This window comes from Bacillus cereus group sp. MG16, assembly GCF_040459875.1.
Taxonomy (GTDB): domain Bacteria; phylum Bacillota; class Bacilli; order Bacillales; family Bacillaceae_G; genus Bacillus_A; species Bacillus_A paranthracis.
The window spans coordinates 739,243-766,114 of the sequence record NZ_JARVHE010000001.1 but is presented as its reverse complement, the minus strand read 5'-3'; the positions used below and the strand labels follow the sequence as shown (position 1 = coordinate 766,114).

The following is a 26,872-nucleotide window of genomic DNA, read 5'->3' as shown; positions in this document are numbered from 1 at the left end:
CACCTACACACCATCTTTTTTACATTACAAACCTCTTCTTAATATGTATTTACAAAAATAATCTCAAAGACTATTTTTATTTTAAATAATAAAAACTCCCTTAATTCCTTAAGGGAGTCCAGCAACTGAATCCATATTATCTGTATTAGGGACAGCTTGTGCTATACCCGATGCATTTACACTTTGCCCCATATTTGTTCCTGTTACAGTACCAGCAGGAGTACCTCTCGTATACGTTGTCGTCACCGAATCACCTGGCTGTAAACATAGCTTCGTCTCCGTTCCTATTACTGTAACAACATCAATCCAAGTGCATCCCATTGAACCACTATACGATTTCGTAGCAGTAAATGAAGTATCACTCAAATTATCACCGGTAAATATATTCCCAGTATTATTCACAATAACAAACTCTTTTATATGAGCAGGCATAATTACACTCTACCTTTCCTCTATGAACCTAATGTACGTGTACTCGTTGCTAATGGCGGAAGAAACACCGATGTTCGAATTACCGCTTCCGGCTGTCTTTTCCCATTTAAAAAAATAGCCGCACTCGATCCTCCAGCACCTGCATATACTTTTGCTACAGCTAAAGGTGAGATATCATAACAATCGCCGACATTAACAGCCCCTGTATTATTTATAATTTTTACTTTCCGTAAGTTAATCCCCATTTACCTATCCCCCTTTTGTACACTGTATGCAAAAGAAAAAAACTTGAAACAGACTCGTTTCAAGTTTTTTAAACTACTTATTTGATTTCGCCTTCATATTGAAGCATACCGCCAACCATGTTCACTGTTTTAAAGCCTTGCTCATTTAAATAATGACATACATTTTCACTGCGCATTCCTGAGCGACAAATAAAGATATATTCATTCTCTTTATCAAAGAAATCTACTTTATTTGGGATATCACCCATTTTAATATGTACAGCTTCTGGAATTTTTCCTGCTGCTACTTCTTCATCTTCCCTTACGTCTACTAAAAATAACGTTTCTCCTTTTTCTAAACGCTCTTGCACTTCTTCTGTAGTAATTGTTTTCACTTCTGTCATATGTCGTTCCTCCTTATATACAATAAAACCTTTAATTTCTTCTTTAAACAACCATTTCTCATCAATTTTAGCATGCGAAAGAAAGAACGCAAAGAATAGGGAATTTATTTCTCAATTTTCTCGTAAAACTTATCCTTTACAAACATAACTCTTGCATTGTATCCTCAATATACTTGTTTTATGAAAGGAGCCAATGAAAATGACACTTTTTCTTTTCATTATGGGCATCATTTTCTTAATCGCTGCAATTATTGCTCTTAGTATGAAAAATAATAGAAAGATAAAATCACCACAAGAAATGTCATTCTTGTTTCTATTGCTTAGTATCGCCTTCTTCGGTATAGCAATTGCCACATATATTTTTCGTCTACAAATCATGTAAAAAAAGGTGCCTATTACATACATTGCACCTTTTTCACATCATTTATTTTCTACACAAAACTAGACACTTTCCGATTTAAAAATTCATAAACTTTCTTTTCAAACAAATGAACATCAAATACTCCCGCCATATGCCCATTTATACTCTCTATCTCATATACTTCCGCATACTTCCCTTGTCTTTGCAATAGGTCTACCATTTTATAATTATAACGTGAAGGCTGAAGCAAATCTTGTTTACACGGAATCATAAGTACATTTGCTTCTATATTAGACAGTGCGTCTTCTAAAGACGAAAATCCATGTGCAATATCATGTAATAAAACTGCTTTCGCAGTGTACATCCATGAATTTGCATCAACTAAAGCTATACTTCTATTTGTCACTTTGTTAATTTCTTTCTCAAATGATGTTAATACAGAAAATGTTTCATAAGATTCCTTCTCTATACTATTACGAGGAAATGTCGTTTCATAAAAATGCTCATCAAACGCGTTCATAAACATCATTCTATTTGCTAAATGAAGCCCCTTCATTGGCTGCACTTCTCCATATTTTCCGCCCTTCCAACTTGGATCCAGCCGGATAGCCTCAATTGCATTTTGCGCTACATTTACCGACGTAATAATTGGATTTTGCGGGTTCGTAATAACACCAATCATCCGCTCTACCATATGAGGATAATGAACAGCCCATTGCTGCGCAATCATCCCGCCAGCTGACGGTCCCATTACAGCATGTAGCCTTGCGATTCCCATATCTTTTATTAACTCATATTGCATACGCGCTACATCAAGAAATGTAAAAACCGGAAAGTCCATCGCATATTCATCTCCGGTTTCCGGATTAATCGATTTCGGTCCCGTTGTAATTACATAAGGGTTCTTCACCTGCACATTACAAAGATTATCAGTGCATATAACAAAGTATTTATTTGTATCAATTGCTTTTCCCGGTCCAATTAAACCATCCCACCAGCCAGACTCCTCATCATGCGCTGTATATTTTCCTGCAGCATGACTAGTTGCACTAAAATAATGACAAACCAAAATCGCATTTGACCTTCCTCTATTTAAAGTACCATACGTCTCATACCCCATTTGAACAGGAATTGTCCTACCATTTTCAAATGTAAACTCATTTAAAATAAATTTCTCCTTTTTTACAATTTGCACAGACTCGCCCTCTTCTCGTCATAGTATGTACTGCTTACTAAAGGTTTTTTTCTATGCAAACGAATCTCCTCCTTCTTTTCATAAATAAATGAATAATATACAAAATTAGCCACAAAATAGCACTATATTACACAATCAAAGAGGGCATACATATGATTTGGAATTGGCTACGTAAGAAAAAAAAATCAAATACAACAGAGAAAAACGAAACAGATAATTCGGAGCAAAAACCTAACAATCAAGAGGATGACAACAAAGAACAGACTAGAAGTACGAAACATAATAAAGGTAACAATAGCGAGCAAAAAAAAGAGGAACACAAGGAATCTTCTCAAGATAAGCAGCAAAATCAATCGAATCAAAATCAGCAACAAAGTGCTAAACAAGATGAATCTTCTCAAGAGCAACAGAATCATTCTAAGCAGAACAACTCCGATCAGGGTCAACAGCAATACTCTAAGCAAGATGAATCTTCTCAAGAGCAACAGAATCATTCTAAGCAGAACGACTCCGATCAGGGTCAACAGCAACACTCTAAGCAAGACGACTCGAATCAAGGGCAACAGAATCATTCTAAGCAAGACGACTCCGATCAGGATGATTCATTCCAGGATAAGCAGCAAAGCTCCAAGCAAGATAATTTAGCACAAGATAAACAGCAACACTCTAAACAAGAAAACTCAAATCAGGATAAGCAACAAAACTCTAAAGGTAATAGTATTTATGATTTTACGAAACCAGAAAAAGACCGTATTCATTCTTTACAAGATTTAATAGAGAAGCTGAAAAAGTCTAGTGATTTTGTTAATTACCACACATCTGACGATGAAACGATGCCTTATTGGATTTCTTACTATCGACCTTCGCTTGATGGTGAGAAATTGCAAAAGTATTTAATGCCTACTCTTTTAGAACGACCTAACGCCTCACTAGAAGAGCTGAAGGAACATATTCCGATGAGCGGCATTACAATTACGAACGATTTACAAAAAATTGAGGACATGGTTTTAAAGGGGCATGCGATTGTTCAAGTAAATCAACAAGATCAAAAATGTATGCTCGCAAATATTGCAATTGATAATTATCGTGCACCAACTCCTCCTTTAAATGAATCGACTGTTATTGGTCCGCAAGAAGGTTTTGTAGAGGATATTGATACAAACATAAATTTAGTACGAAAACGTCTTCCTGTTTTAGATTTACAAACAAAAGAGATGATTATCGGTGAGTTTTCCAAAACAAAAGTTGTCATGATGTATTTAGACAACCTTGCTGAAAAAGATAATGTTGATTTTCTAGAGGAGTCTTTACGTGCTCTTGAATATGATCAAATTAATGATAGTGCTTATTTACAAGAATTGATGGGAGAAAAGTCGATTTTCCCTCTCTATATCAATACAGAACGCACTGATAGAGTTACAAAAGCACTAATCGATGGGAAAATCGCTATTTTTGTGGACGGTTCTCCAAGTGTTTTACTAACACCTGTATCCTATTTCGATTTTTTCATTTCACCAGAAGACTACAACGTCTCTTGGCTATACGCTACATTCTCAAGGGTTTTACGTCTTATTTCCGTTTTATTCTCTATATGTGCTACACCGTTATACGTTGCAGTTTTAAATTATCATTATGAACTCATTCCGAGTGATTTACTTGAAACTTTAATTTTATCAAGGGCGCAAGTACCATTCCCACCTTTAATTGAAGCACTCTTTTTAGAACTCGCAATCGATTTACTGAGAGAAGCTGGGGCAAGGTTACCGATGAAAGTTGGTCAAACGCTCGGTATTGTAGGCGGTATCGTAATCGGGCAAGCATCTGTACAAGCTGGTTTAACGAGTAATATTTTATTAATTATCGTTGCCTTATCAGCACTCGCTTCCTTTATTACACCTATTTATAAAATGGGTAATGCGGTTCGATTACTACGTTTCCCGTTTCTCATATTTGCAGAAATAGGAGGACTTTTCGGGATTTCACTTGGATTTATCTTCTTATTTACGCATCTATTTAGACTTACTTCTTTACGCAAGCCGTACGCTTTGTTCTACCCAACAAGACAACAATCTGTTAAAGATTCTTGGATCCGTTTCCCTTTAACAATGATTGATACACGGGATGTACAAGCAAGGCCACAACATGTAAAAAAAGCAGCAAAAGGAATTTCAACGAAACATAGATCAGACTTTGATGATTAAGAAATGAGGTGCATTTGATGAGTAAAGTTCAAGAAAAATATCAAATATCTCCTATCTTTGTTTTCTTCTTAATTCACGGTGCACAGTTTGGAGCTGGCGTTCTTGGCTTCGCTAGAATCATTGCAAAGGCCGCTGGATACGACGGCTGGATGGGCGTTCTAATCACAGGGCTCTGTATCCATCTTCTTATATGGATGATGTATTTTTTATTAAAAGAAACAAATGGAAATTTAATTGATTTACAAAGGCAAACGTTTGGAAAGTGGATAGGGAATGTCTTTAATATCATCTTTGCAGCTTATTTTTTAATCGTCAGTATTTCGGTTATTCGAACGTATGTTGAAATTATTCAAGTATGGATGTTTCCTACCGCTTCCACCTTTATGTTAACACTCTTTTTGTGCTTAGTTAGCTATTACATTATCTCTTCTGGATTTCGTGTAATTACCGGTATTTGCGTCATCTCTGTTGGTGGTACAATTGGGTATTTATTTCTGAGCCTATTCGTTTTGAAATACTCGCATTGGGATAATGTACTCCCTATATTCACACATTCTCTTTCAGATATTTTAAAATCCGCTCAAATGTCAATCTACAGTATGACTGGTTTTGAGGTTTATCTCATGGTTTATCCATTTGTAAAAAAGCCTATGCAGTCTCATAAATTTGCTCAATACGGAGCACTATTTTCAAATCTACTATATGTATTTAGTACCCTTTTAGCCTTTGCATTTTTTAGTGAAAAACAATTATTAAAAACGATATGGCCCCAACTTTCTATGACCCAAGTCATTCAATTGCCATTTATAGAAAGACTTGAATATATTGCAATTTCAGGCTATGCACTCGTTATTATTTCAAGTTTTATCCTCCCTTTATGGGCTTCAATGAGAGCAACTCACGAAATATTTCGTGTAAAACAAAGAGGTATTTTAATTGCTTTTATCTTTATTACGCTTATTGTTTCACAACTTTTAACAAACAGGCACGATATTAACAATTTTATTAGTAATGCAGCAAAAGTTAGTTTTTGGCTCATTTATGTATACATCCCAATTCTATTTATTATTGTGTGGGTGAAAAGAAAATGGAAAAAATCAAAAGCACAAGCAAATTAATACTTATTTCTTGTATAACATTCTTCAGTCTAACTGGGTGTTTACAAAAAAATATTATCGATGATGTACAACTTATTCAAGGAACAGTATTTGATGTTGCAAAAGATAAAAAAGTAAAAGTGACATTCGTTTGTCCCATTCAGAAAAAAGGAAATAAAGTTCAAGTTTTTGAAGGCACCGCAAATGCGGTAAAACAAGTAAAAGCAGACACATCGTTAGAGTCTTCTCAACCGTTTGCTAGTGGGCAAATGCGTGTCGCTCTATATACGATAAGACTTGCCAAAACAGGAATGTCTACTTCATTCGATACATTACTTCGAGATGTAAACATTGGGAATGCTTTATATGCTGCTTTATTAGACGGAAATGGTACTGAACTTTTAAAAGGCAAATATTCGACTTCATACAACGTTGCAATTTATATAAAAAAATTGCTAGAACATAATATGAAGACCGGTCCTTTACCAACGGATAACCTACATATAGGTGCATTTCGCTATTATCAAGAAGGAAAAGACTACTATATTCCCATTCTAAAGAAGCATGGTGATAAAATAAAAATTACCGGAATTGGCCTTTTTAAAAAGGATAAATATATCGGTAAAATTGCAGAAAAAGATATGTTCATATTTAAAGGACTATTAGAGAAACATAAATTAGATTCACATGAATTTAAAACAGACTCTGCGTACGTAATGATTAATAATATTCGTTCTGTTCCAACTTACGATATAAAAATTAAAAACGGAAAACCTTCCTTTTTCATTAACGTTCGTCTTGATGCACGTATTCAAGAACTATCAAAACAAATTAACTTAGAAAATAACAAGAACACAAAAAATATTGAAAAAGATGTCCAAAAACAATTAGATAAACAAGCTGCTAAGCTAATTAAGCACCTTAAATCTTTAGGCGTCGATCCTCTCGGGCTAGGTGCAAAGTATAAACAACATTATCGCGCATTCAAATTAGAAGAATGGAGACAAATGTATAAAGATGTTCCAGTTACTATAAAATACACCGTAAACATTACAAATTCTGGTGTAATTGAATGAGAAATGATTGAACTCCTCTCTCCAGCATGATACAACGGAAAGAGGAGTTTTTATTTTAGATAGAGAGAGAAGATATTTATGGGGGAGCTTATGTCTAAAAAATTAGTAAAGCCTATTTTAAATGGTATTTTATTTCTCGGCGTCTTTTTATTTGCTCATACATATTTAAAAAATGTTTCCTTCACACGTTATTTACTTGTCGTTATACCAATGTTACTCGTTGGTATATTTGGCATCGATCTTATTTTATCCATTTTAATTAAGAAAGAAGAATAACAGACGAGCATCTTATTTTCTATAAGATGTTCTTTTCATTTCATAATCACCCTATGTTACAATGAGATTCGGACAAAGCGAGAAAGGATGAAACAACATGACAAACGAAAAAGGTTTAGATAAAGGGTACGAACTTGTTGCGAAAATGCATGAAGTATTCGGACATCCTGTGACAAATACTCCAACAAAATTAACAGAAGAACGCGCAAAAATCCGTGCGAGTTTTATGCAAGAAGAGCTAGAAGAATTTCTAGAAGCAACAACTGTTGAAGATCAATATGATGCACTGATTGACCTTATTTACTTTGCATTCGGCACGTTTGCCGAAATGGGCGTACGTCCTGATAAAGGATTCGAAATTGTAAATAACGCAAACATGGCAAAACTATTCCCTGACGGGAAACCTCGATTCCGCGAAGGTGACGGTAAAATTCTAAAACCTGAAGGCTGGCAAGCACCAGAACCACAACTTCGTGCTGAAATCGAACGTCAACGCCAAGAAGCTGAAAAAAACTGCTAGGATTTCCTAGCAGTTTTTTATTATGTCTTTTTTTCTGGCAATCATTAATGACCTACGTGTCCCGCATGTCCTGCAGCTCCACTAATGCTAGCCGCTCCTGCTGCTGCCCCCGCTCCTCCTGCTCCAATTCCACCTGTCCAAGGAGAAGATTGTTGTTGTTGATACTGTTGGTATTGTTGGTGTTGTTGGTGTTGTTGGTGTTGTTGGTGTTGTTGGTGTTGTTGGTGTTGTTGGCCTTGGTAACCTTGATGACCATGTTGACCTTGGTGGCCGTGATGGCCTTGATGGCCATGTTGACCTTAGTGGCCGTGGTGACCGTGGTGGCCTTGATGGTGATGATGGCCATGTTGACCATGTTGACCTTGTTGGCCATGATGACCGTGGTGACCATGTTGCCCCTGATGAGTTTGATAAAGAACAGCCTGTGGATGTATATGATGGTGGCCGTGGTGATGTACTTGTTGTTGATGGTGTCCATGTTGACCGTGGTGACCTTGGTGGTGGTGATGGCCATGTTGACCTTGATGATGATGGTGTCCATGATGATCATGTTGACCTTGATGATGATGGTGGCCATGTTGACCATGGTGGCCTTGATGGTGATGATGGCCATGTTGACCGTGGTGGCCTTGATGGTGATGATGGCCATGTTGACCGTAAAAACCTTGTGGATAACCACCTACTCCGCCTGCCACAACACCTACTCCTGGTACCGGAAATCCTGTTTGTACTCCTCCAACGAAAGATGGGAATGTAGTTGGTACTCCTCCCGCTGCTCCGCCAACAAATGTGGGAATTCCTGTTTGCACTCCAGCTACCGATGATGGAAATCCTCCTGTTAATGTGGGAATTCCAGTTTGTACCCCAGCTACTGATGTTGAAAACCCTCCAGGTGCTCCGCCCATCCAGCTCGGAATTCCACCGTACCCTTGTTGGCCAGCTCCTCCCATTAACATCATTTGTTCATAACTATCCGAACCACCTCCGAAAAATCCGTGTGGTGCATTATTGTCCATCCCTTTCATTCCTTTCACCTCTTCTACTCAATTTAGCCTACCTTTTTTATCATATTTCCTATAGAAAAATAGGTGTTTGTCTATATTGGAATTCCGCTCTTTTATTTGTACGTAGTGGAATAATTGAAAACTTAAACTAAGGTGATCCGGAGATTATTTTCTACACAAAAAAGCTCAGAGCATAAATACTCTGAGCTTTTATTTAGAATGAATTAGTTTGCAACAACGTTAACAAGTTTTCCAGGAACTACAATTACTTTACGAACTGTTTTCCCTTCAATTTGGTCCTTAATTGCTTCAAGTGCAAGTTGTTCCATTTCTTCTTTTGATGCGTCTTTACTCATTGTTAGTTTTGCGCGAACTTTACCCATAACTTGAACAACGATTTCAACTTCATCTTCTACAAGTTTAGACTCATCAAATGTTGGCCAGCTTGCATATGTGATTGTTTCATTGTATCCAAGTTTGCTCCATAGCTCTTCCCCGATGTGAGGTGCAACTGGTGCAATCATTTTTACGAAACCTTCTACATATTCTTTCGGAAGTGTTTCAGCTTTGTATGCATCATTAATGAATACCATCATTTGAGAAATCGCTGTGTTGAAGCGAAGCTCTGCATAGTCTTCTGTTACTTTCTTCACTGTTTGGTGGTAAGCTTTTTCAAGATCTTTATTTGGTGCATCAGTGATTTTCTCACTTAATTCACCGTTATCTTGAACGAATAGACGCCATACGCGGTCTAGGAAACGACGAGCTCCGTCAAGACCATTTTCAGACCAAGCGATTGAAGCATCTAATGGTCCCATGAACATTTCGTATAGACGAAGTGTATCTGCACCGTGGCTTGCTACAATATCATCAGGGTTTACAACGTTACCTTTTGATTTACTCATTTTCTCGTTGTTTTCACCTAGAATCATACCTTGGTTGAATAATTGTTGGAACGGCTCTTTCGTTGGAACTACACCGATATCGTATAATACTTTGTGCCAGAAACGAGCATATAGTAAGTGAAGTACAGCGTGTTCTGCACCACCGATATAAATATCAACTGGAAGCCATTGTTTTACTTTTTCAGGATCTACAAGTGCTTCGCTGTTGTTTGGATCGATGTAACGTAAGTAATACCAGCAGCTACCAGCCCATTGTGGCATTGTGTTCGTTTCACGACGACCTTTTTTCCCAGTCTCAGGATCAACAACATTTACCCATTCGTCAATGTTAGCAAGTGGTGATTCACCTGTACCTGAAGGACGAATGTTTTCTGTTTTCGGAAGAACTAATGGTAATTCTTCTTCTTTCACAGCTGTCATTGTGCCATCTTCCCAGTGAATTACTGGAATTGGCTCACCCCAGTAACGTTGACGGCTGAATAACCAGTCACGTAGACGGTACGTTACTTTTTGATTTCCTGCGCTCGTTACTTCAAGCCATTCAATCATTTTTGCGATTGCTTCTTCTTTATTTAAACCATCAAGGAATGCTGAGTTTACGTGAGCACCATCACCTGTGTATGCTTCTTTCGTAATGTCTCCGCCTTTTACAACTTCCTTCATTGGAAGATTGAACGTTGATGCGAATTCATAGTCACGCTCATCATGAGCTGGAACTGCCATTACAGCACCTGTTCCGTAAGTTGCAAGAACGTAATCAGCGATCCAGATTGGTAATTTCTCACCATTTACTGGGTTAACTGCGTAAGCACCAGTGAATACACCAGTTTTCTCTTTCGCAAGTTCTGTACGCTCTAAATCACTCTTCATTTTTACAGAATTAATGTAAGCTTCTACAGCTTCTTTTTGTTCAGCAGTTGTAATATCAGCAACAAGTGCATGTTCCGGAGCAAGTACACAGTAGCTTGCACCAAATAGTGTATCAGGACGCGTTGTGAAAACTGTGAACTTCTCGTCTGTACCGTCGATGTTGAAGTGTACTTCGGCACCTTCAGAACGACCGATCCAGTTACGTTGCATATCTTTTAAGCTTTCTGGCCAATCAAGCTCATCTAGATCTTCTAATAGACGATCTCCGTAAGCTGTAATTTTTAACATCCACTGTCTCATCGGACGACGCTCAACTGGATGTCCACCGCGCTCACTCTTACCATCGATGATCTCTTCATTTGCAAGTACTGTACCAAGTGCTGGGCACCAGTTTACAGGTACTTCATCAACGTAAGCTAAGCCTTTTTCAAATAGTTTTAGGAAGATCCATTGTGTCCACTTGTAGTAGTTTGGATCTGTTGTATTTACTTCACGGTCCCAATCGTAAGAGAAACCTAATGATTTAATTTGGTTACGGAATGTATTAATATTATGCTCTGTAAATTCAGCTGGGCTGTTTCCAGTATCAAGTGCATATTGCTCTGCTGGAAGACCGAATGCATCCCATCCCATTGGATGAAGAACGTTATATCCTTGCATACGCTTCATACGAGATAAAATATCTGTTGCTGTATAACCTTCTGGATGTCCTACGTGTAAGCCTGCACCTGATGGATATGGGAACATATCTAGTGCATAAAATTTTGGTTTTTCTGTCTCATCTGGCGTACGGAATGTTTTATTCTCTTCCCAGTACCCTTGCCACTTCTTCTCAATTTCTTGATGATTAAAGCTCATGAGATACCCTCCTTGAAATTCTATTTATTTTCACCGCCCAAAATACAAAAAACCTCTCATCCCTAGAAAGGGACGAGAGGTTATAGATTCCCGCGGTACCACCCTAAATTAATGTACAAATATACATTCGCTTAGATCCGTAACGTGGATTAACGGCAATTGCTACTATTAATTTCACAACTGCAACTCAAAGGCGAATTCATAACGAAACGTGGATTGACTTGCACCGACCGTCAACTCTCTAAACCAGCTTCTATTACTACTACTCCTTCTCACTGTTATTACACATATGAGTTAATTTGAACTATCCTCCACTTCGTATCTCTAAAGAGCTTACTTAAAGCGGGGCTTCTCGGTTAATCGTTACTTTTAATAACTAACGAATTCGTCTTAAGACAGCCGAGCTATCTCCCTTGTTCTAAAGGTTGTTTTATTTAAATATATTCTAAAACATGTGAACATGTTCCGTCAAACTAAACTGCAATTTTTTCTTCAACTGTTTCTTCTACTTTTACTCGTTTATCATAAATGCTCGTTGCGATAAGCGCTACTACAAGCATTACCATGATTGCTATAAACAATACTTCCATATTGTATAAATCCACAATTGCTCCGCCAACGACCGGCCCGAACATTTTTCCTACAGTCGCCGCACTATTTACAACACCTTGATAAAACCCTAACTTATCTTTTGGCGCAAGTATATTTGCAATCGTTGGAACTGCTGGCCATACGAATAACTCACCAATTGTTAATGTTACCATCGCAACGAGGAACATCGTAAATTGCTGCGCTTGACTTAATACAATGAATGAAGCCGCAAAAATGATGATTCCAATCATAATTTGTTGTTTTAAAGAACGCTTCATCCAACGAATTAGCATACTAACTAGCGGCTGCGCACAAACGATCATCGCTCCGTTTATCGTCCATAATAAACTATAGTGACGAAGGCTAATGTTTAATTCTTGCATATGTGTTGCAATTGCTCCTTGCCACTGTACGTATGTAACCCAGCATAAAGCATATGCTACACATACGATAAGAAGTGCTTTGAATCCAGGTGTAAGCGACCAACCTTTTTTCGTTTCCACTTCTTTTTGTACTCCTGGCTCTTTCTTGTCTTCCATACCACGGAATCCAATAAAAGCAATTAAGAAGAAAACAAAGTATAAAATAAAGTTCGCTAAGAAAATATAATCAAAACGATACGATGCAACTAATCCACCACACGCTGTTCCAATCGCAATACCAACGTTTTGTCCAACATACATCGCATTAAATGCTCGTCTTCCGCCCTCTGGCCAAACCGTACCAACCATCGCGTACATCGATGGGAAGACCATTCCAGAACCGAAGCCAATTAACGCTAGCCACACAACATATAATGGCCAACCGTGGAAGAACACAAGACCTAAAATTGATACGAGTGTAATGACAATCCCTACTAAAGTTGATTTATAACCGCCCCATTTATCAAATAAAACACCGCCGAGCAAGTTTCCGATTACACCAGTAAGCGAGTTGATCATTAATACCATTCCGGCCACAGATAAAGATTTTCCTAGGTGATCATGCAAATAAATTGTATTAAAAGGCCATAAAAAAGAAGCACCCGTGACATTAATAATCATCCCAGCTACTAATAGCCATACTTTCCTTGGCATAGTCTCCCCTCCTATTCTATTTTTTCGTTCATCTATAACAGTAAAATTGTAGTCGTTTTTAAATAGGAAGGCAACTGATTAATAGTTGATGAAATTCAGATAATGGTTTTTCGATAAATGAAATTATATTGATTGCCACTTGAAAATATATCAGCGATTTTGGAAATATATCGGCGCAACTCGAAATATATCAGCGATTATCAAATTATATCGGCGCAACTTGCAATATATCAGCGATTATTAGAATATATCGACTTACCGACAAAAAACGACAACAGCAACACTATATAAAGAGGCTGCATGAAGTTCATGCAGCCTCTTTATGCTATCCGACTTCCTTTTCTCGCTTTGCACGTTCTTTCGCACTCCATTTAAATACCTTATCTAGTAGAGAGTATATTCTCCCAGACTCTTTCGTTAATAACGGTCCTAACGATGCCAATATTAAAACATATAAAGCAGAGAACGGTTTAATCGCTGCCATTAAGCCACCCGCAATGCCGATATTCGCTACAATAATAGAAAATTCCCCGCGTGATACGAGTGTTAAACCTATATTCACAGAAGCCTTATGGGATAACCCGGCTTTACGTCCCGCAACCATTCCAGCAGTAAAATTGCCGATTAGAGTAATGAAAACTGCTCCTAATGCCAACCACACTGCTCCTCCAAGCGAAAACGGATCTATGCTTAAACCGAAGCTGAAAAAGAATATGGCTCCAAAGAAATCACGGAATGGGACGACGAGCTTCTCAATCCGATCACTATGCTCTGTTTCAGAAAAGACGAGTCCTAACAATAACGCTCCAATTGCCTCAGCGACATGAATCGTTTCTGAAAATCCTGCTACGAAGAATAAAATAGCGAATATTACGATAATAAAAATTTCATTTGAGGAAATATCTAATATTTTATTTAAAAACGGCGTAGCTTTTCTAGCGATTACAAAGAATAGTAGCATATACCCTACTGCGATTAACACCGATGTAAGAGCACCTACAAATGATGTGGCACCACCGAGTACTAACCTTGAAACGACCGATAAATATACAGCTAAAAAAATATCATCAAACATGATGATTCCTAATATTAATTCAGTCTCTTTATTACCAGATCTTCTTAAATCAACAATGACTTTTGCAACAATTGCACTCGATGAAATTGTAATGATTCCAGCAATAATTAACGTCTCTAATAAGGGGAAGCCCATAACATATCCATAAAGCAAACCTAATATGAAATTAAGTGATATGTGGACAGTCCCCCCAAAAGCAATTGATTTTCCTGATTTAATTAATTTTTTTATTGAGAATTCTAAACCTAAATAGAATAGGAGGAATATGACGCCAACACGGCCGAGGAAGGAAATAACTTCTCCGCTTTCAATAAACCTTAAATCGATAAGTCCTAAATCGGGGGCATGAGGCCCCACTAACATACCGAGTATAATGAGAAAGGGAATAATCGAGAACTTTAACTTCGCAGCGAGGATAGCTGCAAAAGCTACTAATACTAACGCAGTTCCAACTTCAAAGATTAAAGTATCCATCGATTATGAATCACCTCCTGCTGAAAGCAATTCATTAATAATTCTTTTCACTTCATGTCTCGCGCCTGATAACACGAGCATATCGCCAGCTTCAATAATAGAGTCTGGACCTGGATTAAAGAATTTCTTCATATTCTTTTTTAAAATAGCAATAATCGTTACGTTATATGTTTTTCTGACATGTAAGCTACCAATTGTTTTTTGTACGACTGGTGCATGATTTTCCACCTTAAACCATTCAATTGATAATCCTTCAAAAGCCATCTCAATCGTGTCTAAAGCTTGCGGTCTATATACCATTCCGCCTAATATAGCCGCAATTTGTCTCGCTTCAGAATCACGAAGAGAAATGCTTGAAATACTTTCATCATGATCTGCATCAAAATGATACATTTCTCTTCGGCCATCATCATGAATTACAATAACCAGCTTTTCATTGCCTTTTGTAATTACTTCAAACTTACATCCAATGCCCGGTAGCTCACTCTCTCGAATATTCATATTCCCGCCTCCTAAAGTTTTTAGTTACGGCTTTTACAAATCAACATCAATCTCGGTTTTAAATTCTTCATCTTTTGAGATTCCTAAATACTTTAATGTCTCTGAAGGTGTCGCGTGATGGAAATGCTTTTGCAATAGCGCAATTGCTATTCCCCTTTTGTACGCGTGAAATCCAAATGTTTTTCTCATTGAGTTCGTTCCAATCTTTCCAACAATCCCAACCGCTTCAGCAGCATTATGAATTACACGATACGCTTGTTGACGTGTAATTGAATTTTTCGTTTTATTAGATTGAAATACGTAGTTTTCTCTTTTCACATCAATAGATTGTACGTACTCTAAAAGTGCTTCTTTTACTTTTGTATTTAAATAAATATCTTGTTTAAACTTTTCATCTTTCACAGGAAGAGAATAAAACTCTTTAACAGTTCCATCTTCATTTAATATCTCTTCAAATTTCATACTAAGTAGCTCAGTAATCTTTAATCCTGTGTTAATTCCAATAACAAATAAAAGATAATCTCGCTGTGAGTGCTCTTTTAAATACTTTTTCATCGCCTCAATTTGGCTTATATCTTTTAATGCCTCTACAACTTCCATACATGTATTCTCCTCATCTTATGAACGGTAATTTTCTCATCATGTTGTCCATTTTACCTTATCACGCTATGAGATTTCCATGTATTATCCATTATTTTTACAATATACTTCTGTGGTTTCAGCAATTTTTAATGTGGAAACTTACGATTGTACAAATGCGGTGTGGTTAGAAAAAATGTGGGGATAAAGGTTCAGTCTCTTTTTACTGATCGGATTCCTCCTTTCATTTTCCAGCTGCTTCTACTTTTATATTATGTTACTTATTTATATTATATTATATATTTCAGTAACATTAAAGTGTTTTTTCTGAAAATAACAAAAACCGAGCAGTTTCGCTCGGTTTTTTATTAATCTTCCTTAGGAAGAACAATTCCTTTATATAATTGAACGGTAATGAAGTAATAAATCGTGTAAATAACTACGAAAATTACAATTGGTACCCAAATACGGAAGTACGGATCGATTAAAATAAATCCGAAAATATTCATACCAACTAATACGTGAGCAATACCTACAATTGCTGGGAATAGGAATACTAAGAATAACTCTTTATAAATCGATTTTGTTAATAATTCACGGCGCACTCCAATTTTACGAAGCATTTGATAACGCGTAATATCTTTTGATGCACCTGAAAGAATTTTAAACATAAGACAACTTGCCATCATTGCTAAGAAAGCAATTCCAAGGAAGAATCCCATAAACACTGTTCCGCTCGCAACGCCGTATAACATGTCGTAAGTTTGATATTTACTATCTAATCTTTCAACTGCTACATTTTTATATTTATCTAGCTGCAACTCGTCAAGTTTTTTCCATTCTTTTTTGTGCGCTTCAAAATCATCTGTTTTTCCAGTAAATACGATTCCTTCTTTACCATTTACAGTATCGTATAATTTTTGATCTACAATTTTAATTGCATGATCTTCATGTACGTAGAATGGCTGGATTGTTCTAAAAGCCTCGTTCCATTCTTCTGGCATTTCTTTAGCGTTCGCATCTTTTTCATTCATTTCTCTAGAAACTGCGCCTACTGGTAGTTCCTGTGAAACCTTCTTTGTATTCACAAAATCCTTCATCGACTTCATATTTGTCATATCTTTTACTAAAGGTCGATTTTTTTCTAAATCTTCTTTTACATAATAAACATATTTATCATCAACTTTATAGCGATATTCATTTTTTTCTTTAAATGTAATACCATTTAAAATTTTCTTTTCTTCAGCTGTAGGATTATGAACTACTGAATCATATATTACGAAACCATCAGACATTTTGATAACATTATTTTTAAACGCCATACCACCTGAAATGGCACCTGCTCCAAGCGCAACTAACATCGCTACTGTTGCAAGTACCTTTGTTAAGCTATTAATACGGAAGTTTAATTGTGCAAATGTAAAAGCGTTAAGTCCTTTTTCACTACGCTTTTTATTACCTTTTAACTTTTTAATAATAACGGGAAGAAGTGATCCAAATAGCATGTAAGTACCAGCTGTTGTTGTAATTAATGCAATAAGGATTCCCATTTCTCTTAGTTTTTCCATGTAAATCATTGATGCATAGCCAATGCCTAATAAAATAACCGCAAGGAATGCAACTACACCTGTCATTTTTCCTTTTACCGCAACACGCTCTGTTTGTGCGTCTGCATGTACAAGTTGCAGTACAGAAATACGTGATAACTTAATACTATTCATAATTGCTGATAATACAAATAGTGCAAAGAAGAAAATACAAGTAACAGTCATAGATGGTAGGTAAAATGCTTTATACCCTTCACCTGCAAATTCTAATTGTTTCATTAATAACTGACCGATACCTTCTGCAAGTCCTACACCAACTGTAATACCGATCGCAAGAGACGCAGCACCTAATACGATTGTTTCAATAAACATAAGTAATGTAACTTTATGCTTTTTTGCTCCTAACATCATATACATACCAAACTCTTTTTGACGAAGAGATAATAAGAAAGAGTTCGCGTACAAAATATAGAAGAACGTTATAATGGCTAGTAAAAATGAGCCTGCTTGGAATACAAATCCAATTGATTGAATAACTGAGTTGGATTCGATAAACGCTTTATTCAGCGCTAACGTTTGGAACATATAAAAAATTGAGATAGACATGACAAGACCGACAAGTAAGACGATATAATCTTTCAGCTTACTTTTTAACCCTGACATGGAAAGTTTGAATAACATGCCCTAGACCTCCTTTCTTACGCTTTTTGTGTACCTAGATCTGCAAGTACATCTAAAATTTCTTTATAGAACTCTTCACGCGTACCACCGCGGTGAATTTCTTTATATAGCTCACCATCTTGAATGAATAAAATACGCTGACAGTAACTTGCACTGTAAGGATCATGTGTAACCATCATAATAGATACGCCTTGCTCTTGATTTAAGTTTGTCATCGCATCAAGTAAACTCGTCGCGTTTTTAGAATCAAGCGCTCCTGTTGGCTCGTCCCCTAAAATAATAGCTGGCTCATGTACTAAAGCCCGCGCTGCTGCGGAACGTTGCTTTTGTCCACCAGATACTTCAGATGGATACTTTTGAAGAATTGCTGAAATGCCTAACATATCTGCTACCTTTTCTACTTTTGGCCCAATATTTCGCGACGAGACACCTTGAAGAGAAAGTGGAAGTGCAATGTTTTCGTAAATAGATAAATTCTCTAATAAGTTAAAGTCTTGGAAGATGAATCCTAATTTTTGCGAACGGAAATCAGAAAGCTCACCTTGCTTCATTTTCGTAATGTCCGTACCCGCAATTTCAACAACGCCGCCTGTTGCTTTATCTAATGTTGAAATTACATTTAATAATGTCGTTTTACCAGAACCAGATGGCCCCATAATCCCAACAAACTCACCCTCTTGAATTGAAAATGATACACCTTTTAACGCATGTGATTGGTTCTCACCTTTTTTACCGTACACTTTTTGAACGTTTTTCACGTCTACAACTGGTTTCGTCATATATATCCTCCTACGCTTGTTTTTCCATTACCTATTTTGCGCCTTTTGGAGATGAACTGCTATTTGTTAACATTACAATTACCTTACACTTTTGTAATATAACAAAGGTGGGCGTGTAAGGTTCGTTTTTTCTTTTTGATCAACTTCATCAGTAAATGAAATTTTATCAGCGATTTTTCACATATATCGGCGATTCTTCCACTTTTATCAGCGATTCCCAAAATATATCGGCGATTCTTCCACTTTTATCAGCGATTTTCAAAATATATCGACTTATCGACAAAAGCCGACAATATAAATAGGCTGTTCCACAAAAGGAACAGCCCACTTCTCTCTTTATCCCACTTTAATGGGCAGTAAGACCCCCACCTCAAAATTCAGCGAAAGCAAAAAGGTTAGGTGGGGGATCAACTGCCCATAAAAGTCCGATTGGTTCAACTAATAATCAGTGGGAGATGAAGAAAACCCCCACTGATTAAAGTTTCACTTTATTTCTTTAAAGGCGTTACCGTCCAATACGTAATAACACGCCAAATCCATTCTAATGGACCCATTTTAAAGATTTTCATCCAAATCACACTAAACACAATTTGAATTGCATAAATTGCAATACACACATATAACGTCTGCACGTACGTTAAGTTACCTGCAAAGTTACATACACTTCCTGCGATTAAAATCATTGCAGTTTGTCCAATATAATTCGTTAAAGCCATACGACCATAATATTTCAGTGGCGCTAACAATGTTTGAACTAGTTTTAATTGAAGTAGTAAAATTAATGCTCCAACATAGAAAGCTGAAATGATTGGTCCAACTGTAACACCAATTTTTAAAAATTGGCTTGCAGCATCCATTGTTCCGTCTTCAGTTTCCATTATCCCATTTATAAATGGGTCAGCAGGAACGTGCCCATATTGATACCATACAGCTATTACGCTTAAAACAAACATAATACCTGTAAAAATAGCGACTTTCTTTATGTTCTGCGTAAGATTTTCAAATACACGATATTGTCCTGCAGCAAGCCCTAATAAAATTAAGCCAAATGGTAATAATTCTTTAACTCCCATTACACTAAAAGCTATTGTCAAAATAAGACCAATGACTAAGTTCACTTGTTTTTTCGCCTTATAAAATGGTAAAACGATTAACCCACAAATTGCATATAACGCTAGTGCTTCTCCAGGTTGAAACATGAAATGAATCAAACCGAAAATAAATAGTGCAACTAAGCGGCGGAAAAATAAAACATATCCATTTTTGCCCTTTGCAATTGCTCTAGAGATAAAGATATAGAATCCCACTCCAAATAAGAATGAGAAGATTGAGAAGAAACGACCTTCTACAAATAAGTATAAAAACCTTTGATAACTAGCATCCACTGTATTAGGATCTGGAATTTTAATGTTAAGTAGTGCAAGAATATTTACTAAAATAATCCCCAGTAATGCGAAGCCACGAATGTAATCTAACTCATCAATTCGTTTGTTTGTAATATTGTTCCCCATAAAGCAACTCCTTGTCCAAAATTTAATCCTCCCCTACTCTACTGGAAAAGGACAATCATAACTATCGACAAACCTTACAGAAATCTTACATTATTGTCATATAACAAAATAAAACCAGGTCATATTTCGACCTGGTCTACTCTGATTGTTTCGATCTTTGAGGTTGTCCTTTTTTACTGTTACGCTGTTTCACTTGAACAACTGGATCAAATTCATTCGAAAACTCAGCGTTATGTCCATTTTGCGTTTTTTGCTCTGGGTTATTTTGATCTGAACGTTTCGCCATTACATTCACTCCTTATTAGCGCGGTGTAATAATCATTTGATGTTGCAATTGGCGAATTGCCATACGTGCTCTATTTAATTGCTCACGTTGCTCATCATTCGCATGTTGTTGCATCGTTTGTAAATCGTTATACGCTTGTTCTAATTGCAACTGCGCATCTGAATACTCCATCGTATTGTAATGCTCTTGTCTCATGCCTTGGTCTAATTGTTCTTTCGCATATTCCACCGCTTGTTCTGCTTGTGTAATATACGATTCAAGTGATTGACGCTCTGCCATAATTGTCCCTCCTTGCTTCAATTCCCCTTTAGTGTGTCCCTTCCATATGAACCTTATGAGTATGTTATAATGGATTTTGTTTCATTTTGACTCGGCTTAGGAGGGAAAGTAATGAAGGTTCAAAACCCTTTTCCATATACAAACGACAATAAACGTTATCATACATGGAATTACCATTTACGAAATGAATTTGGTGAAAAAATCTTTAAAGTTTCATTAGATGCTGGCTTCGATTGCCCGAACCGTGACGGTACAGTTGCTTATGGCGGTTGTACATTTTGCAGTGCTGCTGGATCTGGTGACTTCGCTGGCGATCGCCGCGATGATGTTATAACGCAATATCATGAAATGAAAGAAAAAATGCGCTCAAAGTGGAAAGATGGAAAATGTATCGCTTATTTCCAGGCGTACACAAATACACATGCACCTCTTGAAGTGTTAAAAGAGAAATTCGAACCGCTTCTAGCAGAAAAAGACGTTGTCGGTCTTTCTATCGCAACTCGTCCAGATTGTTTACCGGACGATGTCGTTGCATATTTAGCGGACTTAAATAAACGCACTTATCTTTGGGTTGAACTCGGATTACAAACTGTTCATGAACGCACTGCAAACCTTATTAACCGCGCTCACGATTATCCTTCTTACGTTGAAGGCGTAAATAAATTACGTAAGCACGGCATTCGAGTTTGTTCTCATATTATTAACGGTCTTCCTCTTGAAGATTACGACATGATGATGGAAACAGCTCGTGAAGTAGCGAAGCTTGACGTACAAGGAATTAAAATCCACTTACTTCACTTATTAAAAGGAACGCTAATGGTGAAGCAATATGAAAAAGGACAACTAAAATTCCTTTCTCTTGAGGATTACGTAAGTCTCGTTGTTGATCAACTTGAAATCATTCCAGAGGACGTAATTGTGCACCGCATCACAGGTGACGGTCCACCTGATTTAATGATTGGTCCAATGTGGAGCTTAAATAAATGGGAAGTATTAAATTCCATCGATGCAGAATTTGTACGCCGCGGAAGCTGGCAAGGAAAATATGCAAATGAGGAGAAATAACAATGAAATTAGAACGTGTATTACCGTTTGCTCGCACTCTCTTGCAAACGGCAGTAAAAGAAGGCGATTACGCTGTAGATGCAACTTTAGGAAACGGACATGACACTTGCTTCCTAGCTGAAATCGTTGGCGATAACGGAAAAGTATTTGGATTTGATATTCAAAAAGAGGCAATTGAAAGCTCAACAACTCGTCTAAAAGAAAAAGAACTTTTCGAACGCACTATTTTAGTTCACGATAGTCACGATACACTTCTATCCGTATTACCAGAAGATGCAAAAGGAAAAGTAACAGGCGCAATTTTCAACTTAGGTTATCTTCCAGGCGGAGACAAGCATATCGTTACAAAACCGAACTCAACAATTTCAGCGATCGAACAATTACTAGAAGTAATGGCACCTGAAGGAATCATCGTCCTTGTTATTTATCACGGACATCCAGAAGGACAAGTAGAACGGGACGCTGTTCTCAAATTTGCCGAAGAATTAGACCAAAAACAAGCACACGTACTGCGCTATGGCTTCATTAACCAACAAAATAACCCGCCATTTATTGTGGCGATTGAGAAGCGATAAATATATCGACGATTTTTCAATTATATCTATCGTAACTCCGAATATATCAACGATTTTTTCGATATATCGACGATTCGACACACTATATCGACTTATCGACAAAACATAACAAAAAAAGACGTGCACTTATTGCACGTCTTTTTTTATTCTCCTATATAATGGATATATACACTGTATAGGAGGATAGAACTTTGCTAGTAGAACTAAAGGGAATTCAAAAGAAGTATGGCAAATCACTTATACTAGACAACATTGATTTATCCATTCCAGAAGGAGAAGCACTCGCCATTGTTGGCGGGAACGGGACTGGAAAAAGTACTCTACTCAAAATAATTGCAGGCTTTATTTCACATACGGCAGGGACAATTCAAAGGAAAGAACATATACAAATCGGCTATGTACCTGAACATTTTCCTGAAGGGATTCGTTTTACATTAGAGGATTATCTATTTCATCTCGGCCGCATTCACGGTTTATCAACAAAATATGTAAAAGATAAAATTCCGCTGCTTCTTGAAAGGTTTCATTTACTTCATGCAAGACATTCCGTTGTACGAAACTTTTCAAAAGGTATGAAACAAAAAACAGGCATTATGCAAGCGTTACTTACGGACGTACATTTATTAATTTTAGACGAACCGCTTTCTGGGCTCGATCCTAACTCTCAGCAAGAATTAGAACATATTTTACTCTCATTAAAACAACAAGGTATATCCGTGTTATTTACATGTCACGAAAAACAACTATTAGAAAACTTCGCTGATAGAATTTTGACGTTAGCAAATCATACAATCACAGAAAATATCTCTGCACAAAAAGGAGCAGAACAAGTCTATATTGAAGCAATCGTTCACGACACATTTTCAGCGATAGAACTACAAAAACAATCCGGTTTTATACACGTTGCACACAATTCAAATCAAAACCTTATTCAATTACAAATCGAAAAAGAATATACAAACGACATACTTCAGTTTTTATTACATAAAAAAGCATCTATCACACTGTTACAACCTAATTTTTAAATCGAAAGAAGGTTTATTATGTTTGCTCTTATTCGTTATCACTTTCTCGACTATACAAAATCGTATAAGTACGTCCCTCCTATTGCGATGTACTTCATGAGCTTACTTTTTGTATATGCATATAAACCGACTCCTATTGTACCGACATATTTAGAAACAGCTCTCGCGCTTTATTTATTATCTGCCTGGATTACGGTCACAATTTTTCATACGGAAGATCCTGTACAAGAACAAATTACGATTTCTCACACAAATAATATTTCCGCACTATATGTAGGGAAATATATTACATCTCTTCTCATTTGTACTGTTTTATCTTTTATATCCATAATCTACCCAATTATTTTGCAAATGTTTAATGAAAAAATGACAGTTTCTTTATTTTTAGTCGGATTTCTCGCTCACATGTCTTTCTCTATACTAGGAATTTCAATCGCAACGTTATTTACTAGAAATATAATTCAAAAAGCAGGCACTGCTTGGCTTAGTCTTACATTTATATTGCTTATAACGATTGCATCTATCCGGTTTAAAAAAGAGTTACTATGGTTTTTACCACCTGTCGAAAGCTTTCTAATGCTTGGACAATACAAATATAATATATTGACTCACACGCTATGGCTCACAGCTTGGGCTATCGTATATTCATTTTTATTATTTACCTTATTTCTTTTTATCGTTCGCAAAAAACGTTTTTAATTACATATGAAAGGAGACGAAATAATGATCGGAATACTAGCAGGAATGGGGCCAAAATCAACTGGATCATTCGTCGATATAGTTGTAGCAGAGTGCCAAACAATATACGGAGCAAAGCATGATATGGACTTTCCTCATATGATGATTTACTCGTGCCCAACACCGTTTTATATGGATCGCACAATTGATCACGAAGCGATGAAAAAAGCGATTATTGAAGGCGCACAAAAACTCGAGAGTACTGGTGTAGAATTTATCGCTATGCCTTGCAATACAGCGCATCTTTATTTTGAAGAATTACAGCGTTCTCTTTCTATTCCAATTTTAAATATAGTCGATGAAACGTTAAAAGCAATTCCTGAAAATACAAAAAGAGTCGCTCTTCTCGCAACAGAAGCAACTGTTCAAGCTGGTATTTACCAAGATGGGATTGCAAAGCGGAATATAGAATACATTCATCATGAAACATGGCAGGAAATGATGAATCAAATTATTACTTGTATTAAATCTGGCGAGGTTGAATTGTGGAATGCGCTCGTTTTACAATTGAAAGATACAGTAGATACTGCCATTATCGCATGTACCGATTTGAATGTGGTGGCGAGTGAGGATTTTGTTGATTCTGCTCAATGTCTTGCTGAGGCGGTTGTTAGCATGTATGTAGAAAATATAAGGGGGTCCAAATGAATATACCTTTTGAAATGGTATACATATTTGATGAAAATCTTAGAGAAAAGCCTATATCCCTTGCTGAAATGAAGCAGGGGATTGTATTTTTGAAAGAGCATTTACATGAAAGATCGTTATATGGAAAAAACTGCGGATTAATCGGTGTTTATGAACGAATCGCTAGCAACCTTTCTGAAAGTAAACATTACTTACAGAAGGCAATTAAATATTACACACAAACAGACAACATGAAAGGACTTTTTATTAACAAACTTCGTCTCGCACATACATATCATTGGGAAAGAGATTTTTCTGCTGCAAATACAATCTTTGCCGAACTTCTACAAACACTACCAGACTTACCCGCTTATGAAGATTTTTTCTACCAACATTACGGAAAAAGTAAATTAGATGAGGGTGACTTCCAAACCGCCCTTACTTGTTTTCAAAAAGCGCTTCAAATCAGGCTACAAAAAGGAGATGAAGAGCTAATTCATTCAACTACACTTTGCATAGAACATTGTATGTCTCGGCAATTGAACATGGATGTATAATTATAATAAAATTGATTAAATTTAAAACTATAAATAAGCATAGTACCGTTCTTACGGATGGTATTATGCTTACTTAATTTCCAAATCCACATAAGAATTCATAACTTTTAGAAACAATAGCGTCTTTCAAAATACAATTACCTAAAAAAACATTAGACCCCTTTATTATTTCTTCTGTACTTAACAATGTAGCTTCTTGGATTGTAACATTATTATTTTTCATAAAAGACTGCACAATGTGATACCCTACAGCATAACCCGCACCGGTTGATAAGCCTACTGGTTGATAACCTTCTTTTTTGGCGAAATCATCTCCAAACATATAGCTACTTACCTCGGCAAACCCTTTCACATTAAGCCCTTCTTTTATTACGTAAATAGAGTATTCAAGGTCTTCATTGTCAATTGAAGTAACCCATGGCCCTAAAAATTCTTTACCATACAATGCGGTAGCAAAAGAATCGGCGAGTCCCTCAATAATTATATAATCAGCTACGGTTACATCTCCATGATTCCATTCAAAATAAGAGAATCGTAAATTATGATGAAATTCATGTGCAATGAGTGCCGGAAATCTTGGAACATTGTAGCTATTCGGGCGAATTATTGCTATAACATAACCAGGAATACCACCAAAACCAGTATAACTGTTTTGATTTTTTAATTTTTTTGGGTCTGCAATATACATACCAAATCTCAGTTCCTCTGCACTTACTCTTAAATCATGCTCAGAAGAGAAATCTATACATTCTTTTAAAGTTTTTTCAGCAATTTTTAATGCATTCATCTTCTTTAAATCATTTAATGCTTCTTCTGCTAATTTTGTCTCGTTTATATCTAAATACCCTAGCATTCGTGTTGCCATCATGACGTCATAACCTTTTGGATCCTTAGATTTCATCGGTACATTAATTGCATTCCACATTCCTTCAAATGGTTTCATCATTGTATGCCTAAAAAAATTCTCCCTTTCTTCAGGTGATAGTGAAAGTAATATATCATATTGACTTATAGTATCTTCTATAAAAATTTTCATAAGTATCCCCGTTTCATCATGTACTTATCATTAACTACGTGAGCAAGTTTAAGAGCATTTAATATACTATCTTCATCGTTGCTATTCTCTAGATGGTTTAAAGATATAAGTACACACTCTAAATCATTGTACATTTCATTAAGCTGAAGACTTGTATCTTTAATACTCAGTTCATTTAAATTTAGACTTCCGATAAATTTCAAATTTTTTCCTACTATCTTTAGATTCAGGATTTTAATTAAGTCTAATAAATCCTTTCTTGATAAATGAATTTGTCCTATATTATTTCTTTTTGGCGTAATTAAGTTCAATTCACTATAATATCGTATTGTCCTTTCTGTTAAACCTGTAACTTTCTTTACATCCCCCGTAGTAATCAGATTAATCCACCTCCTAAGAACAACTTAATCTATGACGCTACGTTATAGTCAAGCTAGTATTTAATCA

28 protein-coding genes, 1 pseudogene and 1 other annotated feature are annotated in these 26,872 nt (G+C 36.4%); of the genes and pseudogenes, 12 read left to right on the top strand and 17 right to left on the bottom strand.

The annotated features are described in order from the left end of the window. Positions 1 to 108 precede the first annotated feature (108 nt). The 3 genes from QCI73_RS03925 to QCI73_RS03915 form a co-directional block, all read right to left on the bottom strand. Positions 109 to 432, bottom strand: a complete 324-nt coding sequence (locus QCI73_RS03925) for a hypothetical protein (RefSeq protein ID WP_087968339.1) — start codon at positions 430 to 432, stop codon at positions 109 to 111. A gap of 20 nt (positions 433 to 452) precedes the next feature. Continuing rightward, entirely contained in the window at positions 453 to 677 is a 225-nt protein-coding gene (locus tag QCI73_RS03920; RefSeq protein ID WP_000512463.1) for a spore germination protein, read from the bottom strand. 77 nt (positions 678 to 754) lie between these two features. Continuing rightward, positions 755 to 1,060 carry a rhodanese-like domain-containing protein gene (locus QCI73_RS03915; protein ID WP_000141202.1) on the bottom strand — a complete coding sequence of 102 codons (306 nt, stop codon included), beginning with the start codon at positions 1,058 to 1,060 and terminating at the stop codon, positions 755 to 757. Positions 1,061 to 1,259: 199 nt separating this feature from the next. Between QCI73_RS03915 and QCI73_RS03910 the strand changes: the two genes are divergently transcribed. Continuing rightward, entirely contained in the window at positions 1,260 to 1,442 is a 183-nt protein-coding gene (locus QCI73_RS03910) for a hypothetical protein (RefSeq protein WP_000171883.1), read from the top strand. A 49-nt stretch (positions 1,443 to 1,491) separates the two neighbouring features. On the opposite strand, the gene QCI73_RS03905 is transcribed toward QCI73_RS03910, so the two are convergent. Further along, the gene (locus QCI73_RS03905; RefSeq protein ID WP_353822539.1) at positions 1,492 to 2,616 is read right to left on the bottom strand and encodes a homoserine O-acetyltransferase family protein; all 1,125 of its coding nucleotides are present in this window, start codon (positions 2,614 to 2,616) and stop codon (positions 1,492 to 1,494) included. A gap of 152 nt (positions 2,617 to 2,768) precedes the next feature. Here QCI73_RS03905 and QCI73_RS03900 point away from each other — a divergent pair, with 152 nt between their 5' ends. The 5 genes from QCI73_RS03900 (at position 2,769) to QCI73_RS03880 (ending at position 7,786) form a co-directional block, all read left to right on the top strand. Then, on the top strand, positions 2,769 to 4,817 hold the full coding sequence (locus tag QCI73_RS03900) for a spore germination protein (RefSeq protein WP_353822538.1): 2,049 nt from the start codon (positions 2,769 to 2,771) through the stop codon (positions 4,815 to 4,817). Between the two features lie 17 nt (positions 4,818 to 4,834). Continuing rightward, positions 4,835 to 5,935: a spore germination protein gene (locus QCI73_RS03895; RefSeq protein WP_353822537.1), complete on the top strand. Its 1,101-nt coding sequence runs from the start codon at positions 4,835 to 4,837 to the stop codon at positions 5,933 to 5,935. Continuing rightward, positions 5,905 to 6,990, top strand: a complete 1,086-nt coding sequence (gene gerHC, locus QCI73_RS03890; protein ID WP_353822536.1) for a spore germination protein GerHC — start codon at positions 5,905 to 5,907, stop codon at positions 6,988 to 6,990. Before QCI73_RS03895 ends, gerHC begins: the two co-directional genes overlap by 31 nt. A gap of 90 nt (positions 6,991 to 7,080) precedes the next feature. Continuing rightward, positions 7,081 to 7,266: a hypothetical protein gene (locus tag QCI73_RS03885; protein WP_000038779.1), complete on the top strand. Its 186-nt coding sequence runs from the start codon at positions 7,081 to 7,083 to the stop codon at positions 7,264 to 7,266. A 97-nt stretch (positions 7,267 to 7,363) separates the two neighbouring features. Next, the gene (locus QCI73_RS03880; protein ID WP_000180554.1) at positions 7,364 to 7,786 is read left to right on the top strand and encodes a pyrophosphohydrolase domain-containing protein; all 423 of its coding nucleotides are present in this window, start codon (positions 7,364 to 7,366) and stop codon (positions 7,784 to 7,786) included. Positions 7,787 to 7,830: 44 nt separating this feature from the next. Here QCI73_RS03880 and QCI73_RS03875 read toward each other — a convergent pair. From QCI73_RS03875 to QCI73_RS03825, 11 genes and pseudogenes are all read right to left on the bottom strand, one after another. Beyond that, positions 7,831 to 8,811, bottom strand: a pseudogene (locus QCI73_RS03875) (hypothetical protein). Positions 8,812 to 9,014: 203 nt separating this feature from the next. Further along, positions 9,015 to 11,423 carry a leucine--tRNA ligase gene (gene leuS, locus QCI73_RS03870; RefSeq protein ID WP_327922321.1) on the bottom strand — a complete coding sequence of 803 codons (2,409 nt, stop codon included), beginning with the start codon at positions 11,421 to 11,423 and terminating at the stop codon, positions 9,015 to 9,017. A 65-nt stretch (positions 11,424 to 11,488) separates the two neighbouring features. Then, positions 11,489 to 11,708, bottom strand: a binding site (T-box leader). 188 nt (positions 11,709 to 11,896) lie between these two features. Further along, positions 11,897 to 13,090: an MDR family MFS transporter gene (locus QCI73_RS03865; RefSeq protein WP_001971233.1), complete on the bottom strand. Its 1,194-nt coding sequence runs from the start codon at positions 13,088 to 13,090 to the stop codon at positions 11,897 to 11,899. Positions 13,091 to 13,415: 325 nt separating this feature from the next. Beyond that, positions 13,416 to 14,639, bottom strand: coding sequence for a cation:proton antiporter (locus tag QCI73_RS03860; RefSeq protein WP_353822535.1), 1,224 nt, complete (start codon positions 14,637 to 14,639; stop codon positions 13,416 to 13,418). 3 nt (positions 14,640 to 14,642) lie between these two features. Beyond that, complete coding sequence (locus QCI73_RS03855) at positions 14,643 to 15,140, bottom strand: cation:proton antiporter regulatory subunit (protein ID WP_001026038.1); 498 nt, start codon at positions 15,138 to 15,140, stop codon at positions 14,643 to 14,645. Positions 15,141 to 15,173: 33 nt separating this feature from the next. After that, positions 15,174 to 15,740, bottom strand: a complete 567-nt coding sequence (locus tag QCI73_RS03850) for a tyrosine-type recombinase/integrase (RefSeq protein WP_000454214.1) — start codon at positions 15,738 to 15,740, stop codon at positions 15,174 to 15,176. Between the two features lie 347 nt (positions 15,741 to 16,087). Next, positions 16,088 to 17,947: an FtsX-like permease family protein gene (locus QCI73_RS03845; protein WP_353822534.1), complete on the bottom strand. Its 1,860-nt coding sequence runs from the start codon at positions 17,945 to 17,947 to the stop codon at positions 16,088 to 16,090. Between the two features lie 17 nt (positions 17,948 to 17,964). Further along, positions 17,965 to 18,726, bottom strand: coding sequence for an ABC transporter ATP-binding protein (locus tag QCI73_RS03840; protein ID WP_353822533.1), 762 nt, complete (start codon positions 18,724 to 18,726; stop codon positions 17,965 to 17,967). A gap of 488 nt (positions 18,727 to 19,214) precedes the next feature. After that, positions 19,215 to 20,237: a DUF418 domain-containing protein gene (locus QCI73_RS03835; protein WP_353822532.1), complete on the bottom strand. Its 1,023-nt coding sequence runs from the start codon at positions 20,235 to 20,237 to the stop codon at positions 19,215 to 19,217. 136 nt (positions 20,238 to 20,373) lie between these two features. Further along, complete coding sequence (locus QCI73_RS03830; protein WP_070129089.1) at positions 20,374 to 20,523, bottom strand: glycogen biosynthesis protein GlgD; 150 nt, start codon at positions 20,521 to 20,523, stop codon at positions 20,374 to 20,376. 15 nt (positions 20,524 to 20,538) lie between these two features. Further along, complete coding sequence (locus QCI73_RS03825; RefSeq protein WP_000840870.1) at positions 20,539 to 20,802, bottom strand: YtzC family protein; 264 nt, start codon at positions 20,800 to 20,802, stop codon at positions 20,539 to 20,541. 111 nt (positions 20,803 to 20,913) lie between these two features. Here QCI73_RS03825 and mnmL point away from each other — a divergent pair, with 111 nt between their 5' ends. The 6 genes from mnmL to QCI73_RS03795 all read left to right on the top strand — a co-directional run bounded on the left by mnmL (position 20,914) and on the right by QCI73_RS03795 (position 25,389). Continuing rightward, positions 20,914 to 21,867, top strand: coding sequence for a tRNA modification radical SAM protein MnmL/YtqA (mnmL, locus tag QCI73_RS03820; RefSeq protein WP_353822531.1), 954 nt, complete (start codon positions 20,914 to 20,916; stop codon positions 21,865 to 21,867). A gap of 2 nt (positions 21,868 to 21,869) precedes the next feature. Then, entirely contained in the window at positions 21,870 to 22,442 is a 573-nt protein-coding gene (gene mnmM, locus QCI73_RS03815; protein ID WP_070807007.1) for a tRNA 5-(aminomethyl)-2-thiouridylate-methyltransferase MnmM, read from the top strand. Between the two features lie 191 nt (positions 22,443 to 22,633). After that, positions 22,634 to 23,467 (top strand): ABC transporter ATP-binding protein, encoded by an 834-nt coding sequence (locus tag QCI73_RS03810; RefSeq protein ID WP_353822530.1) that lies wholly within the window; start codon positions 22,634 to 22,636, stop codon positions 23,465 to 23,467. 18 nt (positions 23,468 to 23,485) lie between these two features. Then, on the top strand, positions 23,486 to 24,166 hold the full coding sequence (locus QCI73_RS03805; RefSeq protein WP_353822529.1) for an ABC transporter permease: 681 nt from the start codon (positions 23,486 to 23,488) through the stop codon (positions 24,164 to 24,166). 24 nt (positions 24,167 to 24,190) lie between these two features. Next, positions 24,191 to 24,853 (top strand): aspartate/glutamate racemase family protein, encoded by a 663-nt coding sequence (locus tag QCI73_RS03800; RefSeq protein WP_353822528.1) that lies wholly within the window; start codon positions 24,191 to 24,193, stop codon positions 24,851 to 24,853. Continuing rightward, a complete protein-coding gene (locus QCI73_RS03795; protein WP_353822527.1) occupies positions 24,850 to 25,389 on the top strand; it encodes a hypothetical protein in 540 nt (179 codons plus the stop codon). The genes QCI73_RS03800 and QCI73_RS03795 overlap by 4 nt, the downstream gene beginning before the upstream one ends. Before the next feature lie 73 nt (positions 25,390 to 25,462). Here QCI73_RS03795 and QCI73_RS03790 read toward each other — a convergent pair whose 3' ends face one another. Beyond that, positions 25,463 to 26,425, bottom strand: a complete 963-nt coding sequence (locus QCI73_RS03790) for a DUF2268 domain-containing putative Zn-dependent protease (protein WP_353822526.1) — start codon at positions 26,423 to 26,425, stop codon at positions 25,463 to 25,465. Next, complete coding sequence (locus QCI73_RS03785; protein WP_353824088.1) at positions 26,422 to 26,802, bottom strand: MerR family transcriptional regulator; 381 nt, start codon at positions 26,800 to 26,802, stop codon at positions 26,422 to 26,424. Before QCI73_RS03785 ends, QCI73_RS03790 begins: the two co-directional genes overlap by 4 nt. Positions 26,803 to 26,872 lie beyond the last annotated feature (70 nt).